Origin of the sequence: Paenibacillus sp. MB22_1, assembly GCF_047200555.1 — a bacterium.
Taxonomy (GTDB): domain Bacteria; phylum Bacillota; class Bacilli; order Paenibacillales; family Paenibacillaceae; genus Fontibacillus; species Fontibacillus phoenicis.
This window is the reverse complement of record NZ_JBLADV010000001.1, coordinates 1444651-1471094: the sequence shown is the minus strand read 5'-3', so window position 1 is coordinate 1471094 and position 26444 is coordinate 1444651. Positions and strand designations below refer to the sequence as shown.

Annotated in this window: 28 protein-coding genes; 25 read left to right on the top strand and 3 right to left on the bottom strand. The window is 53.2% G+C overall.

The features are described from left to right. Positions 1 to 152 precede the first annotated feature (152 nt). Positions 153 to 1205, top strand: a complete 1053-nt coding sequence (locus ACL02P_RS06830) for a UDP-N-acetylmuramate dehydrogenase (RefSeq protein ID WP_009223250.1) — start codon at positions 153 to 155, stop codon at positions 1203 to 1205. Between the two features lie 67 nt (positions 1206 to 1272). Here the strand turns inward: ACL02P_RS06830 and ACL02P_RS06825 are convergent, their stop codons facing one another. Further along, entirely contained in the window at positions 1273 to 2064 is a 792-nt protein-coding gene (locus ACL02P_RS06825; RefSeq protein ID WP_412837001.1) for an IclR family transcriptional regulator, read from the bottom strand. A gap of 308 nt (positions 2065 to 2372) precedes the next feature. On the opposite strand from ACL02P_RS06825, the gene pxpB reads away from it, so the two are divergent. The 18 genes from pxpB to ACL02P_RS06735 all read left to right on the top strand — a co-directional run bounded on the left by pxpB (position 2373) and on the right by ACL02P_RS06735 (position 20257). Then, complete coding sequence (gene pxpB / locus ACL02P_RS06820) at positions 2373 to 3134, top strand: 5-oxoprolinase subunit PxpB (protein ID WP_009223252.1); 762 nt, start codon at positions 2373 to 2375, stop codon at positions 3132 to 3134. Further along, positions 3131 to 4150 carry a biotin-dependent carboxyltransferase family protein gene (locus ACL02P_RS06815; RefSeq protein WP_260069976.1) on the top strand — a complete coding sequence of 340 codons (1020 nt, stop codon included), beginning with the start codon at positions 3131 to 3133 and terminating at the stop codon, positions 4148 to 4150. Before pxpB ends, ACL02P_RS06815 begins: the two co-directional genes overlap by 4 nt. A 66-nt stretch (positions 4151 to 4216) precedes the next feature. Beyond that, entirely contained in the window at positions 4217 to 4996 is a 780-nt protein-coding gene (locus ACL02P_RS06810) for an ABC transporter ATP-binding protein (RefSeq protein ID WP_009223254.1), read from the top strand. 19 nt (positions 4997 to 5015) lie between these two features. After that, a complete protein-coding gene (locus ACL02P_RS06805; protein ID WP_157273279.1) occupies positions 5016 to 5822 on the top strand; it encodes an ABC transporter permease in 807 nt (268 codons plus the stop codon). Between the two features lie 91 nt (positions 5823 to 5913). Beyond that, positions 5914 to 6954, top strand: coding sequence for an ABC transporter substrate-binding protein (locus ACL02P_RS06800; protein ID WP_412837000.1), 1041 nt, complete (start codon positions 5914 to 5916; stop codon positions 6952 to 6954). Between the two features lie 98 nt (positions 6955 to 7052). Further along, positions 7053 to 8480: a UbiD family decarboxylase gene (locus ACL02P_RS06795; RefSeq protein ID WP_009223257.1), complete on the top strand. Its 1428-nt coding sequence runs from the start codon at positions 7053 to 7055 to the stop codon at positions 8478 to 8480. A gap of 131 nt (positions 8481 to 8611) precedes the next feature. After that, positions 8612 to 9394, top strand: coding sequence for a LamB/YcsF family protein (locus tag ACL02P_RS06790; protein ID WP_260069977.1), 783 nt, complete (start codon positions 8612 to 8614; stop codon positions 9392 to 9394). A 23-nt stretch (positions 9395 to 9417) separates the two neighbouring features. Next, positions 9418 to 11118, top strand: a complete 1701-nt coding sequence (locus ACL02P_RS06785) for an FAD-binding protein (protein ID WP_412836999.1) — start codon at positions 9418 to 9420, stop codon at positions 11116 to 11118. A gap of 63 nt (positions 11119 to 11181) precedes the next feature. After that, positions 11182 to 11493, top strand: a complete 312-nt coding sequence (locus ACL02P_RS06780; protein WP_036643815.1) for a 2Fe-2S iron-sulfur cluster-binding protein — start codon at positions 11182 to 11184, stop codon at positions 11491 to 11493. A gap of 34 nt (positions 11494 to 11527) precedes the next feature. After that, positions 11528 to 12376, top strand: coding sequence for an FAD binding domain-containing protein (locus ACL02P_RS06775; protein ID WP_412836998.1), 849 nt, complete (start codon positions 11528 to 11530; stop codon positions 12374 to 12376). Between the two features lie 21 nt (positions 12377 to 12397). Beyond that, the gene (locus tag ACL02P_RS06770) at positions 12398 to 13357 is read left to right on the top strand and encodes a 4,5-dihydroxyphthalate decarboxylase (protein ID WP_412836997.1); all 960 of its coding nucleotides are present in this window, start codon (positions 12398 to 12400) and stop codon (positions 13355 to 13357) included. A gap of 30 nt (positions 13358 to 13387) precedes the next feature. Beyond that, positions 13388 to 13885, top strand: a complete 498-nt coding sequence (locus ACL02P_RS06765) for a (2Fe-2S)-binding protein (RefSeq protein WP_009223263.1) — start codon at positions 13388 to 13390, stop codon at positions 13883 to 13885. Beyond that, positions 13882 to 16197 (top strand): xanthine dehydrogenase family protein molybdopterin-binding subunit, encoded by a 2316-nt coding sequence (locus tag ACL02P_RS06760; protein ID WP_339302133.1) that lies wholly within the window; start codon positions 13882 to 13884, stop codon positions 16195 to 16197. Before ACL02P_RS06765 ends, ACL02P_RS06760 begins: the two co-directional genes overlap by 4 nt. 47 nt (positions 16198 to 16244) lie before the next feature. Then, positions 16245 to 17432, top strand: a complete 1188-nt coding sequence (locus tag ACL02P_RS06755) for an XdhC family protein (protein WP_412836996.1) — start codon at positions 16245 to 16247, stop codon at positions 17430 to 17432. After that, complete coding sequence (locus tag ACL02P_RS06750; protein WP_260069980.1) at positions 17425 to 18051, top strand: NTP transferase domain-containing protein; 627 nt, start codon at positions 17425 to 17427, stop codon at positions 18049 to 18051. The genes ACL02P_RS06755 and ACL02P_RS06750 overlap by 8 nt, the downstream gene beginning before the upstream one ends. Positions 18052 to 18111: 60 nt before the next feature. After that, positions 18112 to 18402 carry a hypothetical protein gene (locus ACL02P_RS06745; protein WP_260069981.1) on the top strand — a complete coding sequence of 97 codons (291 nt, stop codon included), beginning with the start codon at positions 18112 to 18114 and terminating at the stop codon, positions 18400 to 18402. A gap of 1118 nt (positions 18403 to 19520) precedes the next feature. Then, positions 19521 to 19994, top strand: a complete 474-nt coding sequence (locus ACL02P_RS06740; protein ID WP_009223269.1) for a hypothetical protein — start codon at positions 19521 to 19523, stop codon at positions 19992 to 19994. A 14-nt stretch (positions 19995 to 20008) separates the two neighbouring features. Continuing rightward, entirely contained in the window at positions 20009 to 20257 is a 249-nt protein-coding gene (locus tag ACL02P_RS06735; RefSeq protein WP_036643821.1) for a hypothetical protein, read from the top strand. Between the two features lie 542 nt (positions 20258 to 20799). Here ACL02P_RS06735 and ACL02P_RS06730 read toward each other — a convergent pair. After that, entirely contained in the window at positions 20800 to 22290 is a 1491-nt protein-coding gene (locus tag ACL02P_RS06730; protein WP_009223270.1) for an MFS transporter, read from the bottom strand. A gap of 147 nt (positions 22291 to 22437) precedes the next feature. On the opposite strand from ACL02P_RS06730, the gene ACL02P_RS06725 reads away from it, so the two are divergent. Further along, complete coding sequence (locus ACL02P_RS06725; RefSeq protein WP_009223271.1) at positions 22438 to 22875, top strand: MarR family winged helix-turn-helix transcriptional regulator; 438 nt, start codon at positions 22438 to 22440, stop codon at positions 22873 to 22875. Between the two features lie 239 nt (positions 22876 to 23114). Here ACL02P_RS06725 and ACL02P_RS06720 read toward each other — a convergent pair whose 3' ends face one another. Beyond that, a complete protein-coding gene (locus ACL02P_RS06720) occupies positions 23115 to 23675 on the bottom strand; it encodes a GNAT family N-acetyltransferase (RefSeq protein ID WP_009223272.1) in 561 nt (186 codons plus the stop codon). Between the two features lie 150 nt (positions 23676 to 23825). Between ACL02P_RS06720 and ACL02P_RS06715 the strand changes: the two genes are divergently transcribed. The 5 genes from ACL02P_RS06715 to ACL02P_RS06695 are packed head-to-tail and all read left to right on the top strand — an operon-like array spanning position 23826 to position 26413. Next, positions 23826 to 24251, top strand: coding sequence for a DMT family transporter (locus tag ACL02P_RS06715; protein ID WP_260069984.1), 426 nt, complete (start codon positions 23826 to 23828; stop codon positions 24249 to 24251). 41 nt (positions 24252 to 24292) lie between these two features. Next, entirely contained in the window at positions 24293 to 24991 is a 699-nt protein-coding gene (locus ACL02P_RS06710) for a Crp/Fnr family transcriptional regulator (RefSeq protein ID WP_260069985.1), read from the top strand. Positions 24992 to 25005: 14 nt separating this feature from the next. Beyond that, positions 25006 to 25494, top strand: a complete 489-nt coding sequence (locus ACL02P_RS06705; RefSeq protein WP_009223275.1) for a DMT family transporter — start codon at positions 25006 to 25008, stop codon at positions 25492 to 25494. Between the two features lie 25 nt (positions 25495 to 25519). Beyond that, positions 25520 to 25918, top strand: coding sequence for an NUDIX hydrolase (locus tag ACL02P_RS06700; RefSeq protein WP_260069986.1), 399 nt, complete (start codon positions 25520 to 25522; stop codon positions 25916 to 25918). A gap of 18 nt (positions 25919 to 25936) precedes the next feature. Further along, complete coding sequence (locus tag ACL02P_RS06695) at positions 25937 to 26413, top strand: GNAT family N-acetyltransferase (RefSeq protein WP_260069987.1); 477 nt, start codon at positions 25937 to 25939, stop codon at positions 26411 to 26413. Positions 26414 to 26444 lie beyond the last annotated feature (31 nt).

Sequence of the window (26444 nt, the reverse complement as noted above, 5' to 3'; positions counted from 1 at the left end):
GAGGCGATGAACAACGGGCTGATAAGAAGGACTCTTCTTTCAGCCCGTTTTTGGTTGTCTTTCGTCAAACACGAAACGATTTATTAACACTGAAATCGCCCAACGACATAATATACATTACTGTTTAGGAAGCAGGTAGGAAGGGGCTTTGTATGACAAGCTGGAATTTGGCTGGACTGCGAACGCAGCAGGCGTTGTCCCGTTATTCGACTTATGAAATCGGGGGAGAGGCCCGGTTTGTGGGAACGCCTCATTCAGTAGAGCAGTTGCAAGAGTTGCTGGAATTGGCGTATCGCCGCGGCATATCACCGATCTTTTTTGGCGGAGGATCCAATTTGCTGTTTCCCGATCAGCCGGATCCCGATGCATTGTTTCTGACAACTCGGGAAATGGTTGAGGTGAAGCTCGAGGGCGATCGGCTTTACGTCTCGGCTGGGGTGCCGATGTCGATGTTGGCCGTGATCGGATATGGATTGGGGATTGCTGATTTTGATTTTACCTTTTTGCTGCCGGGAACGGTGGGCGGTGGGATTTATATGAATGCCAAATATTTTGACCGTCATATCAGCGATACGTTGGTCAATGTTCATTATATCGATTGTAGGCAGCCCGGCACCATTCAAACCATCAGCCGCGAGGCGTGCGAATTTGGGTATAAACAATCGGTGTTCCAACGCAATCGAACCCGCTGGTTCATCGTTGGCGCTGAGTTTAAGCTCAGTTCAACCACTCAGGCTACCGCTTTGACGTCGATCCCGGAGCTGGCTGCGCTTCAGGAAGGAAAACTGCCATCTCATCGATTACCGGAGTTTGCTTCGCACTTCATCACATGGCTGGAGGCGAAGGAAGGGACAGGGGAAAAAGACCCTAAGCTAACTCCGATGCGAAAAATCATTCAGGACCGCGTAGGGAAGATGCATTTCTCGTATCCTTCCTGCGGATCGGTGTTCAAAAATAACTATTCCGTTGGCGAGCCGATTGGTGCACTAGCGGACCGTCTCAACTTAAAAGGGGTTCAGCGCGGCAATGCCCGGATTTCGCCCGTTCACGGCAATGTGATTCAAAATGTGGGTGGGGCGACCGCGGCGGATGTCATTGAATTAATTCGTCATGTACAGGACGCCTTTGATCGGCATTATGGTTTTGTTCCTGAACCGGAGGTCGTGATCATTGAAGGTCAGGCCACTTTACTCCAACATGAATAAACGTTCATTACTTCAAAGCCCGTCTCCGGCAGTCGCCGGGACGGGCTTGTTCTTTTTCAAATATGAATTATTGGCTCACCGCAACCGGTATGGGCTGGGTACAACCTAATTTGCGAGAAATTTCGTTGGCTGCTTGCTGTACTTCCTTGACCAGTTCAGGAATGCGTTCTTCCTCAAACTGGACCTCCAAACCTGCAGCGCTGAGTGCTGCGATAATTTGCCCGGTATGATCAAAGATTGGAGCGCTTAACTCTGCCGTGTAGTTCTCCAATTCAGAACGGCTAAAGCTGTAGCCTTCCTGACGGGAACGCTCCAGGATCTGACGCAGTTGCGCTTTGTCGGTGATCGTGCCGGAGGCAATCGGATGCAGTTCCGTGGCCTCTAGATACTCCTCGCGTTCTGCCTCAGGCATAAAAGCTAAAATAATGCGGGATGAAGCGCCGGCATACAGCGGGGCTTTCCGTCCGATTTTGGTGAATAGCCGTACGGGGTGATCCGTATCCAGCTTCTCGATATAAATGCTTTCGTTCCCGTCGCGCAGCACGAGATGAATGGCATTCTGAATTTCATCGCGTAACTGCTGCATGACCGGCAAGGCGATATGGCGAATGTCTAACCGCTCAGCTACCAAATTGCCGTACTGAAGAAAGAGTAGACCTAGCGAATAAGAGCCTTCCGCATCTTTTTTTAAAAATCCCATTTCTTCCAATGATCCGATCATGCGCAGCACTGAAGTTTTAGGGATTCCTGATAACTTGGCCATTTCACTGATATTCAGCTTGGGGTGGGTCAGGAATAACTGAAGCAGATCCATGGACCTGACCACGGTTTTGTTCTTGTGTTTTGTATTCTTTTGCACGTTATGCCTCCTGCATGGCCTCTAGTTCATTCTGTATTAGTATACAACGAATGGAAGATTGTTGAAAACCAAAAACGCTAACGGAAAATAATGCTTGATTTTTACCCAATCCCGACTATAATGATCGTATATATTGGCATTCGATTTTCGGATGATGTGATCCGAATTTCGGAACAGTATTAAAAACTTGTTATGTCATTAACGCTTTAACGGAAAAAATCTTGATTTTTCTAGAATTAACTAACAAAATGATCTTATGCAAAAAAATTCGTAAATCGGTATAGAGAGTCCGAAATTCGGATGGGAGGATGGACATGACTTTTTCTCCGTCACCTGCTGAGTTTCCCGTCATCACTCCACTCGGAGATTCGGCGTTGATTGTGACGTTTGGTGATTCAATTCAAAAAAGTACACATGTAAAGGTAAGGCAGTTGGCGGAACATTTGGAGCATCACCCTTTTCCTTGGATGATCGAGACCGTTCCGGCTTTTACGTCGGTAACCATATATTATGACGTTATGAAGCTCTTGGAAGAAGCTGAGAAGCAGGAGGACCAGGCTCGCACACTGACCCCATACCAGTTAGCTGAAGAGCTTGTGACCGAGTTGCTTCACACACTGCGAGACGTTAATGCATCACCAGCCAGAATCATTGAAATTCCCGTTTGCTATGGAGGAGAGTGGGGCCCGGATCTAGAAACGGTAGCCTTCCGCAATGGACTAACACCTCAAGATGTGATCAACATTCATACATCCGCGGATTATCTGGTTTATATGCTTGGTTTTGCTCCTGGCTTCGCGTATTTGGGAGGAATGTCCAAACTCATTGCCACCCCGCGCCGGGAAACACCTCGCTTGTCCATTCCGGCCGGAACCGTTGGGATTGCCGGAGATCAGACGGGAGTTTATCCGATAGACACTCCTGGCGGCTGGCAGTTAATCGGTAAAACTCCAATCGAATTATTTAAGCCTCAGCAAATGCCGCCAACCTTACTGCAGGCGGGAGATATCGTCCGCTTTTACTCGATCACCCGTGAACAATTTGAAGCATGGGAGGAGTTGGAGCGATGAGTCTCTTGATCGAAAAGCCCGGATTGTTGACCACGGTTCAGGATTTGGGAAGGTTTGGTGTCCAGAAGTATGGTGTGATCGTTGGCGGTGCCATGGATGCATTCGCCCTACGCATTGCGAACTTACTGGTTGGGAATGCGGAAGGTGAGGCCGGGCTCGAAATTACGCTGCTGGGTCCCGTAATCCACTTCGAGCAAACGACGCTGATCTCGCTTTGTGGAGGTGATTTATCCCCTAAGCTGAACGGTGTACCCGTTCCGTTATGGAGAACCGTTCTGGCGCCTAAGGGAAGTACGCTGACCTTCGGTCCGGCTAAGCTAGGCTGCCGCGCATACCTGGCGGTGGGGGGCGGCATCGATGTTCCGGTTCAGATGAACAGCCGTTCGACCTATTTGCGGGCAGGCATCGGCGGTTATGAAGGCCGGGCGCTTGCAGCCGGCGACCGGTTGACGCTGGGGGAAATCAGTCCGCTTGGCTCCCATTTTCTTGGTTTACTCGCCAGAGAGGCGAGCAAGGATAGCGGTGCGGTCAGCCGATGGGCGGTCTTTCCGCAGATGCTTCCGAAATATGCTGCAAATCCAACCGTGCAGCTGATTCCTGGAGAAGAATACGAATTGTTCCAAGAATCCAGCCGTCACGATTTATGGCAAGAGGAATTTGCGGTTTTGCCGCAGTCCGACCGGATGGGTTACCGTTTCAAAGGCCGGGAGTTAAAGCTGGAGCAATCGAAAGAGATGATCTCCTCGGCCGTGACGGTGGGAACTGTGCAGGTACCACCTGACGGGAACCCAATCATTTTGATGGCGGATCGCCAAACAACCGGAGGATATCCTAAAATTGCGCAAGTCGCGAGTGTAGATTTGCCGCTGCTAGCACAGGCCAGCTTAGGGGCTCGGGTGCGATTCCGGAAGATCACTTTGGAAGAGGCACAGCAGCAAATGATCGAGCGGGAACTCTCAATCCAAACGCTGCGAGAGGGTCTAAATCAGCTGGAGGTTTCGGGGCGCAAATTCTGATCAGGGACTTGGACCGGCATGCATAATCAGACCGGCAGGAATGGAAAATTCAGTATGGAGGAATGAATGATGGAGAACAAAAGCCATCCAAAACTCGAAATTCGGGATTTGCGCGTTGAATACGAATCCAAGGGCCAACGCACCGTTGCCTTGGAGAACGTTCAGCTCAAGGTGGAAGACGGCGAGTTCGTATCTGTTGTAGGTCCGAGCGGCTGTGGAAAATCGACCTTGCTGAAGGTGGTGTCCGGGTTACTGAAGCCGGCCGGCGGCCATGCCTTTTTGGATGGTCAGGAAATCCAGGGCGTGCCAAGCCAGGTCGGAATGGTGTTTCAAAACGATGCGTTGCTCCCGTGGAAAAGCGTCATCGACAATGTGCGTCTACCTTTAGAAATCAAAGGGCTCGTGAAAGACAAGCAACTGGAAGAAGCGAACCGGTTGTTGAAAATGGTTGGACTTGATGGCTTCAGCAGTTACCATCCGAAGGAGCTATCGGGCGGGATGCGCAAGCGGGTAGCCCTGGCGCGGACCTTCGCTTACGACCCCGAAATTTATTTGATGGACGAGCCGTTTGGACCGCTCGATGCGCAAACCCGGGTGAAGATTGGGGAAGAATTCCTGCAGCTATGGGAAAATGTCGGCAAAAGCGTGCTCTTTATCACCCACGATATCGAAGAGGCGATTGCACTTTCTGACCGGGTGATCGTGATGACCTCCCGGCCGGGACGAATCAAAGCGGAGTTTAAAGTGAACTTGCAGCGGCCGCGCCCATTTTACGACATCCGATTTGATCCCCAGTTCAAGGAGCTGCAGAAAGAAATTTGGGCCCAAATGTCTGACGGGGAATAGGAGAGGAGGAATCATCAATATGGCAACAAAAACATCGGCACCATCGGCAAGCTCTCCTTCCCCTAAGGCTGGACGCGGGAATCGCAGCACCACCGTATGGATTGGCAGATTGGTCGTATTTATCGTCATTATCGGATTATGGGAGCTGCTATCGGGTACGGCGTTTAATTCTTTTTGGCTGAGCAAGCCGTCCCTGATTATTAAGCGGATTATCGACATGACCGCAAGCGGGGATCTATGGTTCCACATGAGCATTACGCTGCAGGAATCCATCGTAGGTCTCATTATCGGGATGCTTGGAGGTACATTGCTGGGGATTCTGCTCGCGTTCAGTGGGATTTTTCAAAAATGGGTGTATCCGTACATCATGGCATTGTACAGCTTGCCCCGGGTATCACTGGCACCGCTCTTTATCGTTTGGTTTGGGATCGGGATGACCTCGAAGATTCTGATGGTTGTAGCGATGGTTATTTTCGTAGCTTTTTACAATGCTTATGAAGGTGTACGCAACATCGACAAAGACTTGATGGATATGATGAGCACGTTTAAGGCGAAATGGACGCATAAGCTTCGCTGGGTCGTGCTTCCATCGATTACGGTTTGGATTCTAACCAGCTTGCGGCTGAATATCGGCATGGCTTTGATCGGGTCCGTGATCGCCGAGTTGGTTGGCTCCAACCGAGGGCTTGGATATTACATCACGTATTCGTCCAACATGCTGGATACGACAGGTATTTTTACAGGCCTTGTCCTCATCATGATTATCGCCGTTGTTTTGGAACAAATTATCGTTCAGGTCGAACGGCGGTTGCTGAAATACCGTTAAGGGCTGAACTCCAAATTATTTCATCCCATGAAATAAACGTGGAGCAACCATAAATTTAGAAAGAAAGCAATTATTCAAGGAGGGGAATCACATGAAAAAAACAAAAATGCTTCTGGCAACGCTGCTCGTTTTGACGATGGCTTTGGTCAGCGCCTGCGGAAACAACAACAATGCGGCTCCTGCAGGTAATAACGGAGGCGCCGGCAATGCGGCAACAGGAACCAACGAAGGAGACAGCAATGCAACTCAAACGGAAAACGTCAAGATTCGCGTAGGTCTGGTGGGCGGCGGCATGACGCCGATTATCGCGCAAATTGGGATTAATGATGGCTCTTACGAGAAAGCCGGAATTACGATCGAGAAGCAAAGCTTCACGTCCGGCGCGGACATGGTACAAGCCTTGGTTGGCGGTAGCTTGGACATCGTATTGGGTTCTTATGAGCATGTATTAAGACAACAAAAGAACGGCCTTGGCGTGAAAGCTTACGGCGAAATTTACAATGGCGTTGGTTATTCGTTGGTCGTGAAGAATGATGCTCCGTATCAGAAGCTGGAAGATTTGAAGGGAACGACGCTGGCTGTAACCAAGGTAGGCAGCTTGTCCGACACAGGGCTGCGTGAAGGCTTGAAAGCGGCCAATATCGACCCGGACAAAGATGTACAAATCATCAATGGCGGCAGCGGCGCTACGATGCTGGCCGCAATCGAAAGCGGCAAAGCTGCTGGCGGTATGGTGTCCGAGCCTACGATTTCGCAAATGTTAGCTACCGGGAACTACCGGGTGCTGTACGATCCGCCGTATGATTTTGCCGGAATTACCGTCATGGCGAAAACGGATTGGGTTGAGAAAAATCAGGATGCGATGAAGCGGTTCCTTCAAGTCAGCAATGAAGTGAATGAGCGCGTGCAGAAGGATCCGGCCTCCGCAGTAGATGCAATGCTGCAAGAGTTCGACCAAATTCCAGCCGCCGTCATGGAGACGGCAGTTAAAAATCAGCTGGCGAAAGTGCCGGCAGGACTTAAGGTAACTGAGGAAGGCGCGAAGAATGTCACGAGGACACAAATCGAGGCAGGCGTCATCGATAAAGAAATCCCGTTTGAAGATACGGTTGACCTCTCGTTACTTCCTTAAGACATATAAAGATCGGGTGAAAAACGCGTGGATGACCGTGTGTTTTCGCCCGATTTATTTCACGACCGACGATAATACAGAAAGAAGGCGATCTGCTCATGGCCAAAGATTTAAGAACCTATCTCGGGCAATTAACGCAATTTGATGTGAATAGCGTCAAGCTTGTCGACACGGAGGTTGATCCGCGTTTTGGCATTACCGCCTATGCTGCGGCATTGGCGGAGAAAGGCGAATACCCTGCCTTGTTGTTCAACAAGGTGAAGGGCGCGCAAATGGCGTGCATTTCCAACCTGTTGACCTCGTACGAGCGCGTCGCCCTCTACTTGGGATGTGAGGTCCAGGACATTCCACGGGTATATGGCGAGAAATTGCAGCAACCGATTGAACCGGTGGTCGTAGACCGCACTGCTGCCAAAGTGAAGGAAAACGTGATTGAAGAAGCAGACGTTGACCTGTCCAAGCTGCCGATTCCCGTGCACAACGAGATGGATGGCGGGCCATACTTGTCGGCAGGTGTGATGATTATCCGCGACCCGGATTCCGGGCTGATTAATGCTGGGATCTATCGTCACCAAATCTTCAACGAACGCGACATGGGCGTGTGGTTCCTTGGTGCGCACCACGGCGGATTGATTTATAAAAAGTACAAAAAACAAGGCAAGCCGGCTCCGATTGCGATCGCACTAGGTCACCATCCCGGCTTTATCATGGGAGCGGTTTCCCGGGTTCAAGGGATCGGTGGCGAATATGAAGCGGCTGGCGCGTTAATGGGCGAACCCTTGGAGCTGGTGCAAGCGGACACGTCCGATCTGCTCGTCCCGGCGCATGCCGAGATCATTCTGGAAGGCGAGATTTTGCCGGATAACGATCACAGCGAGGGGCCGTTCGGCGAATGGCCGGGCCATTATCTCGGCGGAGGTTCGGTACCTACGATCCGCATCAAACGCATTACATACCGGAATCATGCGATCTTCCAAGATATCGTCGCTTCCGGTCGAGAGCATTTGGTTGTGGGCGGAGTGCCGCGTTCCGGCAGCATTTATCATACAGTGAAGAAAATCGTACCGGGTCTCAAGACGGTAAACGTTCCTTTCTACGCCCGGATGAACTGTTATTTGTCGATTCAGAAGGAAAAGGATGCGGACGTAAAAAAAGCGGCTTTTGCAGCGCTTAACACCGAGCCGGAGAATTTGCGTCATATCGTCGTCGTGGACGAGGACATCGACGTGTTTAACGGGGAAGAGGTCGCTTGGGCGATTGGCACGCGGTTTGATGCGGAGCGCGATTTGCTGGTCATCCCGCGTTGGAACGGTCCCGGCGGTTTGCTTCCGACGAACTGGGAGTACAACGCCGAAGGCAAGAATACGCCGCGTATGTCCAGCGCCGTGATTGTAGACGCCACCAAACCTGCGCCGCCTGTGGTCTTTCCGAAACGGGCCGTGGTTCCGAAGGAGCAGGTGGAACTGGCCGATCTGGCTTCGCTGCGCAAACTGTCCGCAGAAGAGAAAAACAACTGGCAAATCTAAAGCATGTAGCCTCAACCGGCAGAAAACGGAGGAATTGGCTTCCGTTGTTCATTCTGCCGTTTGAGGCTGGCGTGTTTCATAGTTAATGTCATGAATTAATCCTATTAATGAATTGCGAGAGGAGCATCAGCATGAATAACGTAGTGGATTTGAACTGTGATATGGGCGAGAGCTTTGGCGCTTATAAGCTGGGCAGAGACAACGAGGTGTTGAAATTCGTCACCTCCGCGAACATCGCTTGCGGTTTCCATGCCGGCGACCCGGCGACGATGCGCCAGACCGTGAAGCTGGCATTGGATCATGGAGTGGCTTTAGGAGCACATCCTGGGCTGCAGGATTTGGTTGGATTTGGCCGTCGCGATATGGACCTGTCTCCGCAAGAGGCTTATGACATCGTGGTGTATCAGATTGGTGCGCTGTGGGGATTTGTACGCGCGCAAGGGGCCAAGCTGCAGCATGTCAAAGCCCATGGTTCCTTGTATAACATGGCGGCACGGAACGCCGGTTTGGCGGAGGCGATCGCCGAAGCAGTATATAAGGTAGATCCGGAGTTGATTCTGTTTGGTCTTGCTGGCAGCGAGTTGATCAAAGCCGGGAAAAAAGCCGGGTTGCGCACAGCGAGCGAAGTATTCTCCGACCGGACTTACCAATCCGACGGTTCGCTCACCTCGCGCCGTTTGCCGGACGCTCTGATTACGGATGAGGAGCAATCGGTGAAACAGGTCATTCGGATGGTTGCCGAAGGCAAAGTGATGTCGCAGCAGAACGTCGATGTGGACATCCAAGCGGATACGATTTGTATTCATGGTGACGGCATTCATGCGGTCGAATTCGCTGGTAAAATCCGCAGTTCATTAACCGCCGCAGGGATTACGGTTCAATCGGTAGGGATCACGCTGGGGCAACAAGCGTAAGCGCAGAAGGAGGGGACAACAGGATGGAACCATTGCATTTGCAGACGGATGTGTTGGTTGTCGGCTCCGGCGCCGCCGGGTTGATGGCGGCCCGAGCGGCGGCCGATGAAGGCGCCCGCGTGATTTTGACCGACAAGAGCTTAATCAGCCGGGGCGGAGCGACGATTTTGGCGCAGATGACCGTGGCCGTGGCTTTGGGCGAAGCGGAAGAGGATAGCACGGAAATTCATTTTGAGGACACGATGAAGGGAAGCCGGGGCTTGGCCGATCCGAACATCGTCCGCGCCGTTGTTGAACGGGGACCTGAAGTAATCCTCGAAGTGGAAGGTTATGGCGTTAAGTGGGCCCGAACGCCGGATGGCAAGCGTTCGCAGGCGTTTGCTCCGGGGCATTCCAAAGCCCGCTGCGTCTACGTGGACATTTTGAATACGGGCGGTGCTACGGCAGCCGGTTTAAAGAAGGCGATATGGAAGGACGAGAAGATCCAGCGGCTCAAAAACGTGATGATCACGAAAGTTGTCGTCGAAAATGGGCGGGCCGTTGGTGCAATCGGCTTTGAGATGGAGGAGTACCGTCCGATTAGTATCGCCGCTTCATCGGTCATTTTGGCCACGGGCGGATTAACGGAGGTCTTTGAGCGTAACAGTGCGTCGGCGAACATGACCGGCGACGGATTCGTACTGGCGGCCGAGGCGGGCGCCGAGGTGCGCGATATGGAAATGGTGCAGTTCTTCCCGATCGCCCACCTGTTTCCGCCGCTCGTTGGCATCGATCCGATCATGTGGGATCCGTTCCGCTATAAGCTGGGCGGCCGTCTGCTGAACGGTTTAAAAGAAGAATTTATGGATAAATACAACGGGGAAGTTGCCGGAAAATACACGGCTGCGCGTGACCAAACGACGCTGGCGATTTTCCGCGAGGTGGAGGCTGGCCGCGGCACGCCGCACGGCGGGGCGTATCTTGACTTCACGATGGTGCCGGAGGACAAGCTGAAGGAAGCGTTTGGTCCGGTCATCGATATTTTGCGGAATCAAGGCGTTGATTTGACCAAAGATATGGTGGAAGTGGCGCCGATGGCGCACTTTATGCTTGGCGGCGTACGCGTGGACGAAGCGATGCGCACGCGGGTGCCAGGGCTGCTGGCATCGGGCGAGCTGATTTATGGCATGCATGGCGCTAACCGCTTATCTGGCAATGCCATCACTGAAGCGCTGGTCACCGGCCGTATCGCCGGCGAAACCGCGGCACGGGAGAAAAGCGATGCGCTGGATGAAGCTGCTGTACGTCAAGCGTTTGAGCGGGAGATGGAGCGGCTCACGCAATATTGGCACCCTGTCCCGGTTGAACGGGATACCGCATCGCTCCAAGCGTTTAAACGCAAGCTGCAGAAGGTGATGTGGAAGGGAGCCGGACCGCTTCGTACGGAAAGCGGCTTGAAGGAAGCGTTGACGGAGCTGCAGGCACTGCGCAGCGAGCTGGACAGCATCTCGCTGGCGAAGCCGGGCAAGTTTGCGCTGTCCCTGTTCGAGAAGCTGGAAGCCGCCAACATGCTGAAGGTCAGCGAAGCGATTGTGCTGGGCGCACTGGAACGCAAGGAGACGCGCGGCGCACATGTGCGGTTGGACTACGATGAAACGCTCAGCCAACCGTCCAGCTACAGCTATGTCTTGAATGAGGCAGGGGAATGGGGTGTATCCGAGGTTCCGCTGCCGGCGGGCAGCTAACGGAGACGGATGAGATCAAGCGAGCCGGCAAGACGGTTCCGAATGAAGGGAGAAAAAGGAACAATGGCAACAGTGACTTTAAACGTAGTTCGCGGTGATGCGGAAAGCGGCGCTTCCTTGGAGAAATACGAAGTTCCGTTCCGGGACGGGATGAGCCTGCTGGATGCGATCTTTTGGATTCGGGAGCATGTAGACCCGTCCTTTTCGGTACGGTATTCCTGCCGTTCCGCCAACGCCTGCAAAGAATGCTCGGCGTTTGTGGACGGCAAACCTGGCTACTTGTGCAGCATCCGTGCCGTTCCAGGCAGTGAGGTTAAGATCGAACCGCTGACCGGCCGTCCGTGGATCAAGGATTTGGCGACAGCGCTGGAGTAGACATGACCATTATTCACATGAAGGAGGGGCAATTATGGCCTGGTTACAGCCCCGCAGTTTAGACGAAGCGCTTGAGTTGCTTCGGGAGCGGAACCCCGGCATCGTGTGCGGGGGAACCGATTTGTTCGTGAACGCGCAGCGCAAATCGTACGAGTCGGAGCATACCGACTGGCTCGACATCCGGCGCGTGCCGGAGCTGCAAGCGACCCGCCGAACCGAGGCGGGTCTCGAAATCGGCGCCGCGGTGACGGCCGCCGAAATTTGGGGCAGCGACACGTTTCGCGTCGTGCCCGCGCTGCAACAAGCCGCCCGTATCGTCGGCGGCTGGCAGATCCAAAACCGCGCATCGCTTGGCGGCAATGTGGCGAACGCCTCCCCGGCAGCCGATATGGTCGTTCCGCTCGTCGCTTACCGAGCGGAAGTCCGGCTTGCCGGGGCGGACGGCACCCGCTGCGTGCCGATCGCGGACTTCATCACCGGGCCGAAGGCGACCCAGCTTCGCGAACGCGAGCTGATCGCGTCGCTGTTCATCCCGGCCCGGGTGCTCGAGGTGCCGCAGGTGTTTCTGCGGCACGATCAGCGCGCGGCCACCGACATCTCGATCGTCTCCGTCGCCTTGCTGTTGCAAGGCAAGGGCAGCGAGATCGAGTGGGGGACTGCCGCGATTGGTGCGGCCGCGCCCAAGCCTTTCACGCTGAGCGCGGAGGAAGAGCAGCGCTGGAGCGGGGAACTTACTGCCGCTAAGCTGGACGAGCTCAGCGCGTTATACGTTCAGCATAGCTCGCCGATCACGGATGTGCGCGCCAGCGCGGAGTATCGCCGCGCCTTAGTCGGGACTTATATCAAGCGGGCCGCGAACGCTTTGCTCGCAAACGGCCTGTAACGAGGGGAAAGGAGCATCACCATGGCAGGGACAACCTTAAAGATCGCGATGTCAGAGAGCGATCGCACCTTAAAGTTGCTCAGCGGCGCCAAACCGCTGCCGGGCTTTGCGCTCGACGTGCAGCGGGAGTCGATCGAGGAGATTTTTGTTAAACAAATTTCGCAGGCGTCGTATGACGTATCCGAGCTTTCGTTGGCCTCCTACCTGATTGCCAAAGGCGGAGGAGATACGCGGTTAACGGCAATACCGGTATTTCTGTCCCGGTCATTCCGGCATAATGCGATTTATGTCCGCTCGGACAGTCCGTATACTCACCCTTCTGAACTCAAAGGCAAGCGGTTCGGATTTCCCGAGTTTCAAATGACGGCGGCCGTATGGGTCCGGGGCATGTTCCGGCATGAATGGGGGATCGCCACCGATGAGATGGAATGGTATACGTTCCGTCCAGAGCGGGTGCCGGTGGGGACGCCGGCAAAGCTGGTGGAAGGCGATATTTTTGAAGCGCTGGCTGAAGGCAAAGTGGATGCGATCATGACGGCTCGGCGCCCGCCGGCCAAGTTGTTCCCCGCTTCGGGCGAAGGCGGCGTGCTGCGCCGGTTAATCCCGGACGTCTGGAACGTCGAGCGGAAGTATTACCAGCGTACGGGGATTTTCCCGATTATGCACTTGGTTTCGCTGAAGGCGGAGACCGTTCAGCAATTTCCGGAACTGCCGAAGCAGTTGTACGAGCTGATGCGGGAGATCAAAGATGAAGGGATCACCGAGCTGCTGGAGACGATTCGCAACGCAACCTCCAATCCGTTTGTCTGGGAATCGGCTGAACAATCGGCCAAGCTGATGAACGGGGATATGTGGCCTTATGGCGTTGCTGCGAACTGGCCGCAGATCGAGACGTTTATTTCCTATCTTCAGGAGGACGGCTTGCTGGATCGCAGCTTCACGCCGCAGGAAGTGTTCCATTCCTCCGTCCAAGACACATAAGCATTTGCAAAAGGAAGAAGGTGCTGCCTCATGAACGGCGGACATAACCATAACCCTAACTCTAGTTTGACGTTAACCATTAACGGCGAGGACGTGACCTGGAACGGAGAGCCGACCGCTTCGCTGGCGGACGTGATCCGTGAAGGACAAGGCCTGACGGGGACAAAAATCGGCTGCCGCACCGGCGAATGCGGGGCTTGCACCGTGTTGCTGGACGGCCAGCCGGTCGTTTCTTGCTTGGTGCCGGTGGCTTCCGCCCAAGGGCAAACGGTTGAAACGATCGAAGGCTTAGCCCGGCATCCCGAATTCCGGGAGCTAGAGCAGGCGATGCAGGAGTACGGCGGCGTACAATGCGGTTTTTGCACCCCGGGGATGATGATGTCGACTTGGGCTTGGCTGCAAAATCCAGACTTGTTCGGCGGTGACATCGGTGCGGCGCTGAAGAACAACCTGTGCCGGTGTACCGGCTATCGCGGCATCATTGAAGCGGCGGAGCACGTCCTGGCCTCGAAAGGAGCCGTGCGATGACGAAGAACAGCCTGCAGCAACCTAGCAAATCACAAGACGCCAAGGTCATGAACCCGGCTGACCCGAACCCATCAGCTCGGCAAGGCCATCCGACGTTAAAGCAAAAGCCGTTGGATCTGAAGTCCAAGCTGGAGGGGCAAACCCGTTACCTGCACGATATGAATTTTCCCGGGCAGTTGGTTGGCGCGATTTACCGCAGCCCGCTGGCGCATGCGCGGATCAAACGGATTAACGTGGACAAAGCCCGTCAAGTGGAAGGCGTTCATGCTGTTATCACGGCAGATGACGTGCCTAACCATAAATACGGGCCTACCAAATTCAAAGACTGGAACATTCTCGCCCGCGATCGCGTGCTCTTCATCGGCGATGAAATCGCTGCGGTTGCAGCCGAGACGAAAGAAGCAGCCGAGCAAGCATTGGCCCTGATCGAGGTGGAGCTAGAGCCTTTGGAAGGCGTGTTTGACCCCGAAGCGGCGATGGCTCCTGGAGCGCCGCAGATTCACGAGGACGTGGAGCTGAACCGTCCGATGAAGGTGGATGTCGCGCGCGGCGATGTGGAAGCAGGGAAGCGGAAGGCGGCCGTCGTGAAAGGCGGGCGTTACGTTTCGAACCGAATATATCAGGGACATTTGGAGCCGGTTGGGGCGATTGCACACTGGTCGGAGGAGGAGGGCATCACCATTTGGGCGCCTTCCCACATTCCGTACCGGGCGCGGGAAGCGTATGCTGCCGGTTTTGGCTTGCCAGAAGACAAGGTGCGGATGATCGTGCCGCCGATTGGGGGTTCTTTTGGCGCTAAATACGTCCTGAAGGTTCATGTGATCGCGGCGGCCTTGGCAATGGCGACGGGACGGCACGTGAAGATCATTTTGGATCGGTATGAAGATATGATTACGGCCCATCCGCGTGTTCCGCTGACCTTTGACATTGAGATCGGGGCAGATGCGGAAGGGAAATTCGTGTACAAAGAGCTGACGGTATATGCCGATGCGGGTGCTCGCGTCTATTGGAGTCCCAACGTCATCGCCACCGCCTGCACCCGGCCGGACAACATCTATCATTTCCACAATGTGAAGTCGACGGGATACCTGGTGTACACCAACAATAGTCCAACGACGTGTATGCGCGGGTTCGGCAATGCGGAGATGCTATTCGCGGTGGAAAGCGTGATTGACGAAATTGCGCTGGAGCTGGGAATGGATCCGGCCGAGCTGCGTCTCAAAAATATCGTCCACGCCGGCGACACGACGCTGCATGGATATCGTCTCGATACGTGTAATTTGGAAGCGTGCATCGAGAAGGTGAAGGAGCTGTCCGGTTGGGAGCGGAGAAACGAACTGCCGCCTTACCGGGGCCTTGGCCTTGCGGTGGCTAACCACGTCTCGGGCTTCCGCGCGATCGATCCTCGGTTTGACGGCTCAACGGCAGTCATTCGCGTCAAACCAGGCGGATTCGTTGAAGTGGAAACCGGCGAAATCGAGTTAGGTCAAGGGATGTCAATGACTTACGCCCGCATCGCCAGCCACGTGCTCGGGATTCCGGAAGACGGGATTTTGGTCAGATCCGGGGATACCGGGCGGTATCCGTTTGGCATCGGTACGTTGGCTTCCCGCAGTACGGTGATGGGCGGCAATGCGGTGCAAAAGGCGGCGGAATCGCTGGTCCGCGAAATTCAGCAATTGGCCGTTCAGGCTCTTGGCGAAGGAGCGGTATATGAGGCGGGCGTCGTGAAGCACGAGGGAAAAACGTATTCGCTTAGCGATGTCGTTGATTGGTTCCGGGCGCGTCATGCTGGCGAGGAGTTCACTGTTAAGGAAACCTATGTGCCGGATACCGAGCTGCCGGACGCCAGTTATTTCGGACATCCTTCGCCAAACTATCCGTTTGCGGCGCATGTCGCCGAGGTTGAGGTGGATCCGGACACCGGCCGGACGAAGGTTGTCGGGTATTGGGCTGTGCACGATTCGGGCACGATCATCCACGAGACGATGGCGAAAGGTCAGGTGCTGGGCGCCGTCGCCCAAGGCATCGGCTGGGTCACGATGGAGGATTTGATCGTACAGGAAGGCAAAGTCATGAACCCTTCGATGATGGACTACCGCATGCCGGGAGCTAAAGATATGCCTGATGTTCAGGTTCATTTCGTGCAGGAAGCCGATCCGCACGGCCCGTTTGGGGCGAAGTCACTGGGCGAAGTGGCGCTGGATCCGGTTCCGGGCGCCATTGCCAATGCGATCGCCAATGCAACGGGACGGCGCGGTTATGTGCTGCCGCTGTCGGCAGAACGCGTGTGGAAATCGCTGCAATCGTAATAAAGGGTGGGGGTTCCGTTCCAGGATTGAGATAGACGGACCCGAGATTGAAGACGGGAGATGACATGAACATGGAGGAGCTCATTCTTGCATTGGACGCCTGCCTGGCGGAGCGCCGGGCTTGCGTTGTTGCCACGATTGTGGATGTGGACGGCTCCGCCTACCGCCGGGAAGGCGCCCGCTGCCTCATCCATGCGGATGGCGAGGTGACGGGCATTCTGAGCGGCGGCTGCATTGAGGAAGACTTGCGCGAGCATGCCCAGGAGGTGCTTCGCACCTTGGAGCCGCGCAAGCTGCTATACGACTTCCGCATTGGGGAAGATGAGGTGTGGGGGACCGGCCTCGGGTGCAACGGGGCGATCACGGTGTGGCTCGAGCCGTTTGATCCGGTCTGTGCGCCGGACGCGGCGGACCGGATCATCGGCGATCTGCGGCAGCGCGTGGAGACGCGCGAGCCGTATGTGGCGGCGACGGTGATCGGTTCCTCCGATCCCGCCGCCGTGCCGCCCGGCGCGCGCCGCACGCTCGCCGGCGCGGCCGAAGCCGCCGGCCTGCTGGGCGCGGGCCGGCGGGCCGGGCTGGTGCGACGCACCGAGGGCAGCGCGCAGCTGGAGCTGCTGCTGGAGCGGGTCGCACCGCGCCCGGAGCTGGTCATCGTCGGCGTTGGCGACGATGCGCGCTTGCTCTGCAGCCTGGCGCGCCGGCTGCAGTGGCGGGTGACCGTCGCGTACCATGCGACGGGGAAAGCGACGCGGGAGCGGTTTCCTGCAGCGGACGAGCTGCAGATTATCCCGCGCTTCGCGTTTGAGCAGGTCGATGTCCGCGGCAAATACGTCGTCGTCATGTCGCATAACCTGGAGCTGGACCGGGAGGCGGTCCACAAGATGCTCACGCCGGAGGTCCAATATGTCGGCCTGGTCGGCTCCCGCTACCGGTTGGAGAAGATTCTGGAGCCAATTCGGAACCCTGGCGAGCCGGAACGCGCGATCGAACCTGCGCTGCTGGATAAACTCTATTCGCCAGTAGGGCTGGACATTGGCGCGGAAACCCCTGAAGAGATTGCGATGAGTATCTTGGCAGAAATTACCGCAATCAAAAATGGACGCTCCGGCGGGTTTCTGCGTGATCGGAAAGGGGCCATCCGCGGGGGAGGAACTGACGCTTCATTGAACGCTTCGACTTCGAGTCCATCATTTCTTGACGAACCTGCCTTTCCGGAGTCCTGCCGTGTCTAAGCGCAGAGCTGGGTCAGGAGATGTATGGGCGTTAATCCTCGCGGGCGGCGCTTCCAGGCGTATGGGCGAGCCGAAGCTGCTGCTGCCAGCACCGCGCGGAAATCTGCTGCAACAAACGATACACCAGGTGTTGGTGGCAGGAAATGTTCAGATGGCGGTAATTACCGCGGAAGGCGGACCGCTTCGCCAAGAAGATACGGAGAGTGTGCCGGTGGAATGGCTGACAACCTCGCAGGCCAATCGGGGGCTTGGCGCCTCGCTGGCGGCTGGAGTCCGGCAGCTAGAGGCGCGTTATGCACCTGCAGCGATTCAAATCATCTTGGGCGATCAGCCGGAGATCTCACCGGATGCGATACGGCAAGTGACGGAAGTGTTCATCCAAACCGGAGCCGAGATTGTGCAAGCGCGTTATGATGATCGACCGGCGCATCCCGTATTGTTTGCAGCGCCGTTGTTCCCTGAGTTGACTAAGCTGGACGGTGACGTTGGGGCCAAAGAGCTGCTGCAGCAATACAGAGAGCAAATCGTTGAGGTGAAGATTTCGGGAAATGCCCCCCGCGATATCGACACACCGGAGGAATATGCGAGATACCGAGAGTCAGCTTTTTCTAAAATTTGACTTCGCTGCTGCGACACGATACGCTTAGATCATCAATCTATTGCGTGAGGGGGACAGGACATGCCGCTGATCTATCACTTTGATCCGGAGCAAGTCCGCATTCGTGAAACGGTAAATGAAGAGGACGTAGAATTCGAGTTGACTTTCCTGCAGAACGAACCGCTGTTCTCGAACATGCGGGAAGTGCAGAAAAAGTTCGAGGATAATGACGTATACACGGATGTCTTGTTCTACTTGAATCAGGATCAGGAGCGCCAATACCGGATCATCGTTCGTAAAGATTTTTATGATGATTTCCTGCTTGCCTTATTGAAATATCGCATCCTGAACGGACTCGAGTGGAAGGACTAATATAGTACCATCCCTCTTTATAAAAGCAAAAGATCCATAAGGGTGTTTTTCTCACGGGACTGACCCCGCAATGTGAGACAATTAAAAACACCTTCAGGATCATCTAATGAAGTGCACCCCTTAGAATAGACATTGGAAAATCCCTGGTTATTCCGATGAATTCTAAGGGGTATTTTTTATGGCAATATAAGAACAGCCGTTAAGTACATACGCTGAAAACTGAGGTGGAGGGGGGCTACTGTGGGATTACACATACATTTATTATAGTACGCTTATGGTAGGCGTTTCGGAAAGAGAGGTGAATTGAGCATGAAACAGCGTATCTGGATTTGGTTTGGGGGATTGTCGTTTAAAAGCAAGCTGCTCACCGTTTTTATCCCGCTAAATCCTCATACCGCTGTGCATTTTGGCATTCCTATCAAGTCGAATTTTTAGTAATCCCCTGATTGAACGAAGTGTCAATGACGTCATTAATGAATCTCGACTGACAACTAACTTGTCATTATTTAGTGAAGTCGATGTGGCTGTCTTCATCGACACGAACGGAAAAATATATACCTCATATGTTCCTGAAAAGGATGAAAGCGCTATAAACTACAGCGGCCTGACTCAAAGTTGTCAGAGCAGTGAAGTTACGGATCGGCTTATAGGTTTCCGATGGAACAACGGGATTTCCTAACTCCGGATTCTGATGTGCCCGTCTTGACCTTAAGCAAAGTGGTTGTTGATATCAATTCGGGGAATCAATAAGTAACGTTGTATTTGATCATCAAGGAAACCATATAAATCAAAAAGAGGGCTTCCTTATCAGAGAGCCCTCTTAAAATTTGAACAGACTTTGGATTGGAAAGGAGCGAAGCTTTGTTAATAGCCAGAAAGGATTGGATGATTATGAGTATTATTTACTCTGAGATATCCAGAGAAGAAAAGAAGATTGCTCAATCAGCTACCCAACTGACGAACCTACAGTCTTCTCTCCGATCTGGATCAAGTATATCCGTTTATGCATCTCTGCTTTCCAAACTTGGATAAGCGAAATGCTGGTTATAGTATAGCTACTCAAATAGGAGACGTCAATGTGGCGTCTCCTTTATACTGTAATGGAAGGAGGTTTATGTATGGCAGATTGGTGGTTAGAATGTAGTGATGGTTCTTTTCGTAAAGCGAGAATTGAACCAGCTACATTAAGCGACACGAGACGAATGAAATGGACGTTTGATTGGCGAAAAGAACTGCATAGTTCAAAAAGGAAGGTCTATAAACTCGTGGATGACCATAATGGCAGTATCATTGGTGGTATCTCTTTTGAGATTCGTGAGGATCACATTTATGTAGTGCTCCTGGATTCTGCCTTTCCTACTCGGTACAATGCGAACCCGCCGCGCTTTTATTTGAATGTGATGAAGCTTTTATTGGCATTCGCTTCCCTGGAGAGCGACCGACTTGGTTTCGATGGATTCTTAGCGCTGACGCCAAAAACAAAATTACAGTCTTATTATCATAAACATTTTTGTGCTTTTCTTTTACCGCAAGGCATGATGGGCATAAACGGTGGTATCATGAAAGCCATTATTGAGTTATACTATTACTAAAGGACGTGATAAACATGATGAGGAATAGACGGCCGTACAACAAGCTGCTTGCTTCTAGTCAAATTAAAATTAAACGAAGCGATCTTGGTGATTTAGGCGGACCGCAAACTATCCCCAACGCTCCTGACACGCCTGCAACACGAGCTGCAATGTCGGAGTTTATCCGAAAATCAAAAAGCGGTGAGATCGCATTTGATCTGCCGGAATGGATCCTCAAGGAAAGAGAAAAGAGAAATCAGTCATTCGAGAAGATTAAACTATAGTCACAAGCGCTCACTCATGTGGGCGCTTTTGTTTTACTCTCTTAAAATTTGTATCTCCCTTCGGGGCCATGACGCGTCCCATCCTTCGGAGGTAGGCGAAAACCTAAATCCCTTCGGCGCGCATCATTCCCTCCTCTATTCCCTACGGAGTCTTTCATCACCTGCGGTGTAAACCGGCACCTTCTCATTGAGGGATTTTCCACTTCTAAGTCACTGAAATGCTTTTCCTTCGTCCGGTGATCGAAGCTTTGCCCCGCTGACTTATCTGGATATCGAACCTAGTTTTGGCACGTGGGATGGATCCGGGAAGGTGCTTGACTCATCCAATGAGGAAGTTATTCTTGCTTGGAAAAAAGACAATAAGTATTGTAGGATTCGAGTTCAATTAACTACCTTGCAATCAACGATTACTTATGTTGACGAGCTAGGGCTAATAACTCAATACGATATTTGATCGCGAAGTAAAGAGAAACGTAATACTTTTCAAGATTAGACAACCAGTCGTCTGAAGAGAATCAGTGACTGGTTGATTAGATTTCCTGTTAGTACGTAGAACGCACCCGTTCTCGCCCTTGCGCTCGTTTTGCTGACCAAAACCGCCAGCCGGTCAAAATGGCGACGACGAAACAGATGGTAGCGGACGTCATGAACACCACATGCATGCCGGATAGAAACAGATCGGGACGATCCGGCACCAATCCGGTGACCCGGCGGCCCGCCCGACTGCTCATGACGCTGAATAAAGTCGTGGTCGCGACGGTGATGCCGACAACCATACCCATATTGCGTACGAGTGAGTTGATGCTGCCGGCGATGCCCAGCTGGGTTTTCGGAACCTTCGACATGATGAGCGAGTTGTTGGGGGACTGGAACAAACCGTTGCCGAGGCCAAGCATCGCAATCCATACCCCCACCTGGGCGATAGAGCTGCTGTCGTGCAAACGGGCTAGCCCGATTTGCGCGATCACCATCACGATCAACCCGACGAACGTCAGCAACTCGGAGCCGATCTTATCGGACAATGCACCGCTGAGCGGCGCGACGATGACCATGACGATCGGGAACAGCATCATCAGAAACCCGGCATGCGAAGGCGAGAGGTTTAAGATGCTTTGCGTATAAAATGGGGCGATGATATTAAAGCAGAAGTTGGCGACAAACACCAGGAATCCCGACAGAATGCTTAAGCTGAACAACGGATTGCGGAATAACGTCAGTTGAAGCATCGGCGCTTCGCTGCGTGTCTCGATCCACAGAAACACGAGGAACACGGCGACCGCCAGGACGAGCGCACTCACAATGCGGATATCCTGATAGCCAAGCTGCTGACCAAACAGTAAGCCGCTGAACAATGCCAGAATAAAGATGGGGAACAGCGTGCTGCCCGCTTTATCGATTTTCACCTTCAGCTTGGTTCGGTCCGCCGGGAGCAGCTTCCAGCCGATGACAATCGCGATGAGGCCGACAGGGACATTCACCCAGAAAATATATTCCCAGCCTAAGGCCGACACGATCACACCTCCAAGGCTCGGGCCCGTGATGCTTCCCAGCGAGACGAAGGTCCCGGTGAACCCAAGCGCTTTGCCTCGTTCTCCGGCCGGGAAGATGTCGGTGACAATTCCCTGACTGTTGGCCATGGTAAGCGAGGCGCCAAGCGCTTGCAGCAGCCGTGAGCCAACGAGCAGCGGCAGGTTATGGCTGAAGCCGCACAGCAGAGAGCCCACAGTAAAAATCACCATGCCCCATTTGAACACCTTAATTTTACCAACGATGTCTCCCAGTTTGCCGAAGAAAAGAATAGCTGCGCAGGTCATCATCAAATATGCGGAAACGATCCATTCTGCTTGGGCAACGGTAAGATGCAATTCTTTAGAGATCACTGGCAGGGCAATATTGACGATGCTTCCGTCCAGCGTCGACATAAATGTAAATAAATTTAATACAATCAGGATCAACCAACGTTTTCGTTGAATGTCCGGATCATCCTGATAGGAAGTTGTGCGAAGGTCAGAACGTTGAGTCGTCATATCCATATCGTTTCACACCTCTCTCTTCTCCAGCCTTTTTTGTTGCGAACGCAACTATTTTAAGCAATCCTAGTGTACTCCAATTTAGTTGCGAACGCAACTGATTTCAGTTAAAATTTGCATAAATGAGAATCGCAAAAGAGGTGCAGGGATATGAATTACCCTTCCGTTGGCAAACTGATCTCCTATCTGCAACGGATCAACCAAAAGGAAGTCACCGCATTGTTGAAGCCATATGGGATTGGCGGAGGCGGGAACCACAGCTATTTATTGGCGATCTTAGCGACGCCCGGGTTAAATCAGGACCAGCTGACGAACCTGGTCAAGTTCGACAAGGCGACCACGACCCGCTCCGTCAAACAACTGGAGGAGGCCGGTTACATAGAACGGCGGGTGAACGAACACGATCGGCGATCGATCTTGTGGTATCCGACGGAAAAGGGAAGAGCCTTCGAGCCCACGCTTCGGCAAATTTTAGCGGATTTTAACCGCCGATTGACGGCTGTGTTAAGCGAGGAGGAAACCAATCAACTCGAGACCTTACTTACGAAAATTTACGAGAGCAAGCTGAATAGCGATGAGAATGTGTGAATCAGCCGATGATGAAGATTAACAGTAAATCGTACTGTTATTTTTCGCGATTTACGCCACCGAGGGGAATTAACAGTAAATCCTACCTTTAATTTGGCTGATCTGCTCGAAAACAGCGGATTTTATCGAAAATAACGGTACTTTTTCCAGCTAATTAGAACAATTAAGGCGGTTGGTTGAAAATTAACAGTAGTTTTTACTGTTAGTTGCACCATTCCATTGCTCGATAAGAACTCCCATTACTGCCCGCGAAATGAACGATGATGGAACGAAGTAATGTCCTGAAACAGCGATCGACCGTCATCGGTTACAGTGAATTGATCATTTAGCGGGAGATACAGCGCCCGATACGGCTCGGGAACCCAGATATATTGGTGGACGTAAGGTGTGGCAATAAATCCGCAATGGATCCAGAAACGGAGGCGCTCCCGGTTCGTTTCCGTGTCCTCCGCTTCCGCCTCAATGATGATCGCCTCGGCGTGGTGTTCCTGCACGGCATAGTCGCGGATATCCGCGAAGAACTGGCGGCCAAATCCTTGACCTCTTACATCTTGACGCACGGCCATATAATCGAGGATCAAGCGCTTGCGGCCCTGCTTGCCGCTGAGGCCGGTGACGCCCATCGCCACCGCTTCGCCGTCTAACAGCCCCGCGTGCAAGCTGGCGATCCCGCGATCCAGCATGCTCCGAAGCACTTTTGTTGGCTTGGCACCGTGCGGAAATGCTTCGCGATAGATAGGTTCCAGTTTGTCCCACCAAGCGTCATCCCATTTGTTCAAGGTTGTGAATGTCCATTGCATCTTGGGCCCTCCATTTTGGACTCCGGTTTCCTTCTATTTTAACCATCCTTCCGGCATTCAGGACATATGTCCTTTCCAAACGGCAGAAGATATCCTTTAATTAGGTATTGAAATAAAGGATCGCGAAAAACGAGAATGAGGAGAGAGACGATGAGGGGTTTGTTGTTTGCGTTTTTGGCCGGGGCGTTCATCACCTTGCAAGGGGTGGCGAATACAAGAATCAGCGGCGAGATCGGCACATGGCCGGCGGCGGCGTTGACTCAGTGTACCGGCTTTGTCGCGGCCTTGCTGATTTGGCTGATGCTCCGTGACGGGGGGCTTCCCGACTTGCGGAAGGTGAAGCCGTTGTATATCAGCGGCGGGGCCTGGGCGGCGATTATTATTTTTAGCAACGTCACAGCGATCCAGCAGGTTGGAGTCACTTTGACGATCTCAGCGGTTTTGATTGCCCAGTTGTGCATCACCTTTCTGATTGATAGCCTAGGTTGGTTTGGTGTGCCGAAGCAAAAAATGCGGCTGCCGCAGTTTATCGGAATCGGCTTGATGATTGCGGGAGTGATTATTCTCAAATTTTAACGGATGAGTGAATGGCCCAAGCCTCAAGGAGGAGAACGGATATGAAAGAAGTGGCAGACCCGGACCTGCTAAATGACTATATCGAATCGTATGGACTTCAGAAGGTATTTCCCAAAGCGTTGCTGCCTTATCTGACGCTTCACGGGTTTGACCAAGGAGAGCTGATTTGCACGCAAGGCGAGCCATCGCATACCATGTACGTGCTGGTTCGGGGGAAGATCAAAATTTATAACACCTCTCCGGAAGGCCGTACGCTGGTCATTTCCTTTAAAAATCCGCTGGAGGTCATTGGGGATGTCGAATACATTCGGGACGGGGATATCATCAATACCGTTGAGGCTGTGTCCCCGGTTCACATGATCGGGGTAGAGTACCGTTGGCTGCGGAAATACGGTGCGGATCATTCGCCGCTGTTGCATTTTTTACTGGACATAATCACCAAGAAGTTTTATATGAAATCCAGCTCGATGAGCTTTAATCTGCTGTATCCGGTGGAGATCCGCCTGGCGAGTTATCTCTTGTCTGTATCTTTCGACGAAGCGGATGCGCGGTTTCAGGGGAAACTCGGCACCGCCGATTTGGCCGATGCGGCTAATTTGATCGGTTCCAGCTATCGCCATTTGAACCGGGTGCTGCAGAAATTCGCGGCGCTAGGTTTGATCGAGCGAAGCCGCGAGGGCATCACGGTGAAGGATCGGGAAGGGCTTCACAAACTGGCAAGCCGGAATATTTACGAATAGGGGGACGGAGAGACGTGCTGTTAGGGATATTGTTCGCATTGACTGCCGGAGCGTTGGTGGGGATGCAAAACGTGTTTAATACGAAGGTGAATGAACAGACTGGCAATTGGACGACGACGACGCTGGTGTTAGGTCTGGGGTTTGCCGCCTCCTTTGTCATTGGCCTGATCGTTGAAGGAAAAGGAATGTTTACGTCATTACCCGGGATGCCGCTATGGTTTTGGTTCAGCGGCTTGATTGGGGTTGGCGTCGTGACTTGCATGGTACAGGGCGTCAAACTGTTGGGGCCAACGTATGCTGTAGCCATCGTTATGACTTCGGAGTTGGGGTTTGCCTTGTTGTTTGATTCGCTAGGCTGGCTCGGCTTACAGAAGATGCCGTTTACGTTGAATCAACTGATCGGTGTGTTAGTGATTGTCGGCGGGATCTTCGTGTTTAAGCTGGGCGGGGGAAGTGAGAGCGAGAAGGAAAGCTCCGTTCGCAAGAGAGAAGCTTTGAATTAAGCTTGGAGTTAGGGGGCGTCAAAATATGGAGGGAAACATCGATAAAATCGCCTGGATTCACCTGCGGAATGGTCGCATGTTAAATGTCCGTTCGAAGGGGAAAGAGCTGTTTTATATACCAGGCGGCAAAAGAGAACCAGGCGAGTCCGATCACGAAACTTTGCAACGAGAGATTCAAGAGGAGTTATCCGTGACCGTAAAGCCGGAGACGATCAACTACTTTGCAACGTTTGAAGCGCAAGCTGACGGCAAGCCGGAAGGGATACTTGTACGGATGACCTGTTACTTTGCGGAGGTCGAAGGCGAGCCTCAACCCGCTTCCGAGATCGAGGAAATGGCTTGGCTTAGCTATGAGGAGCGCGTTCGGACATCGCTGGTCAGTCGGATGATCTTCGGCAAGCTCCATGAGATGAATCTGTTGTAGCGGAAGGAAGGACGCCAGATGATCATTAGACCTTTGCAAGCGGAGGACAATGCGGCGATTGAAGCCGTGATCCGCGATTGCCTGATCGAGTTCGGCGGGAACCGGGAAGGGCTGGCGTGGATAGACGAGAGCCTTAGCGCGCTCTCCCGCTATTATGAGCCGGAGGGAAGAGCTTACTGGGTTGTAGAGCAGGATGGCCGGGTGCTCGGAGGGGCCGGGATTGCCCCGTTTGCTGATTCCAGCGAGGTGTGCGAGCTGCAGAAAATGTATTTGCGGCAAGAAATCCGCGGGACCGGGATCGCAGCCCAGTTGCTGGCGACCTGCTTAGACTTTGCCAAGCGTCATTATAAGCAATGTTATCTGGAAACGCTGCAGACGATGGAGGCGGCGAACCGTTTTTACCGCAAGCATGGCTTCCGGAAGCTGGAAGTTCCGCTAGCCGGCTCCGAGCATTTTGCCTGTGACGCCTGGTACATGATGGATCTTCATTCCTAACGAATACCGAAATTTGTTCTTCAAAAAACGC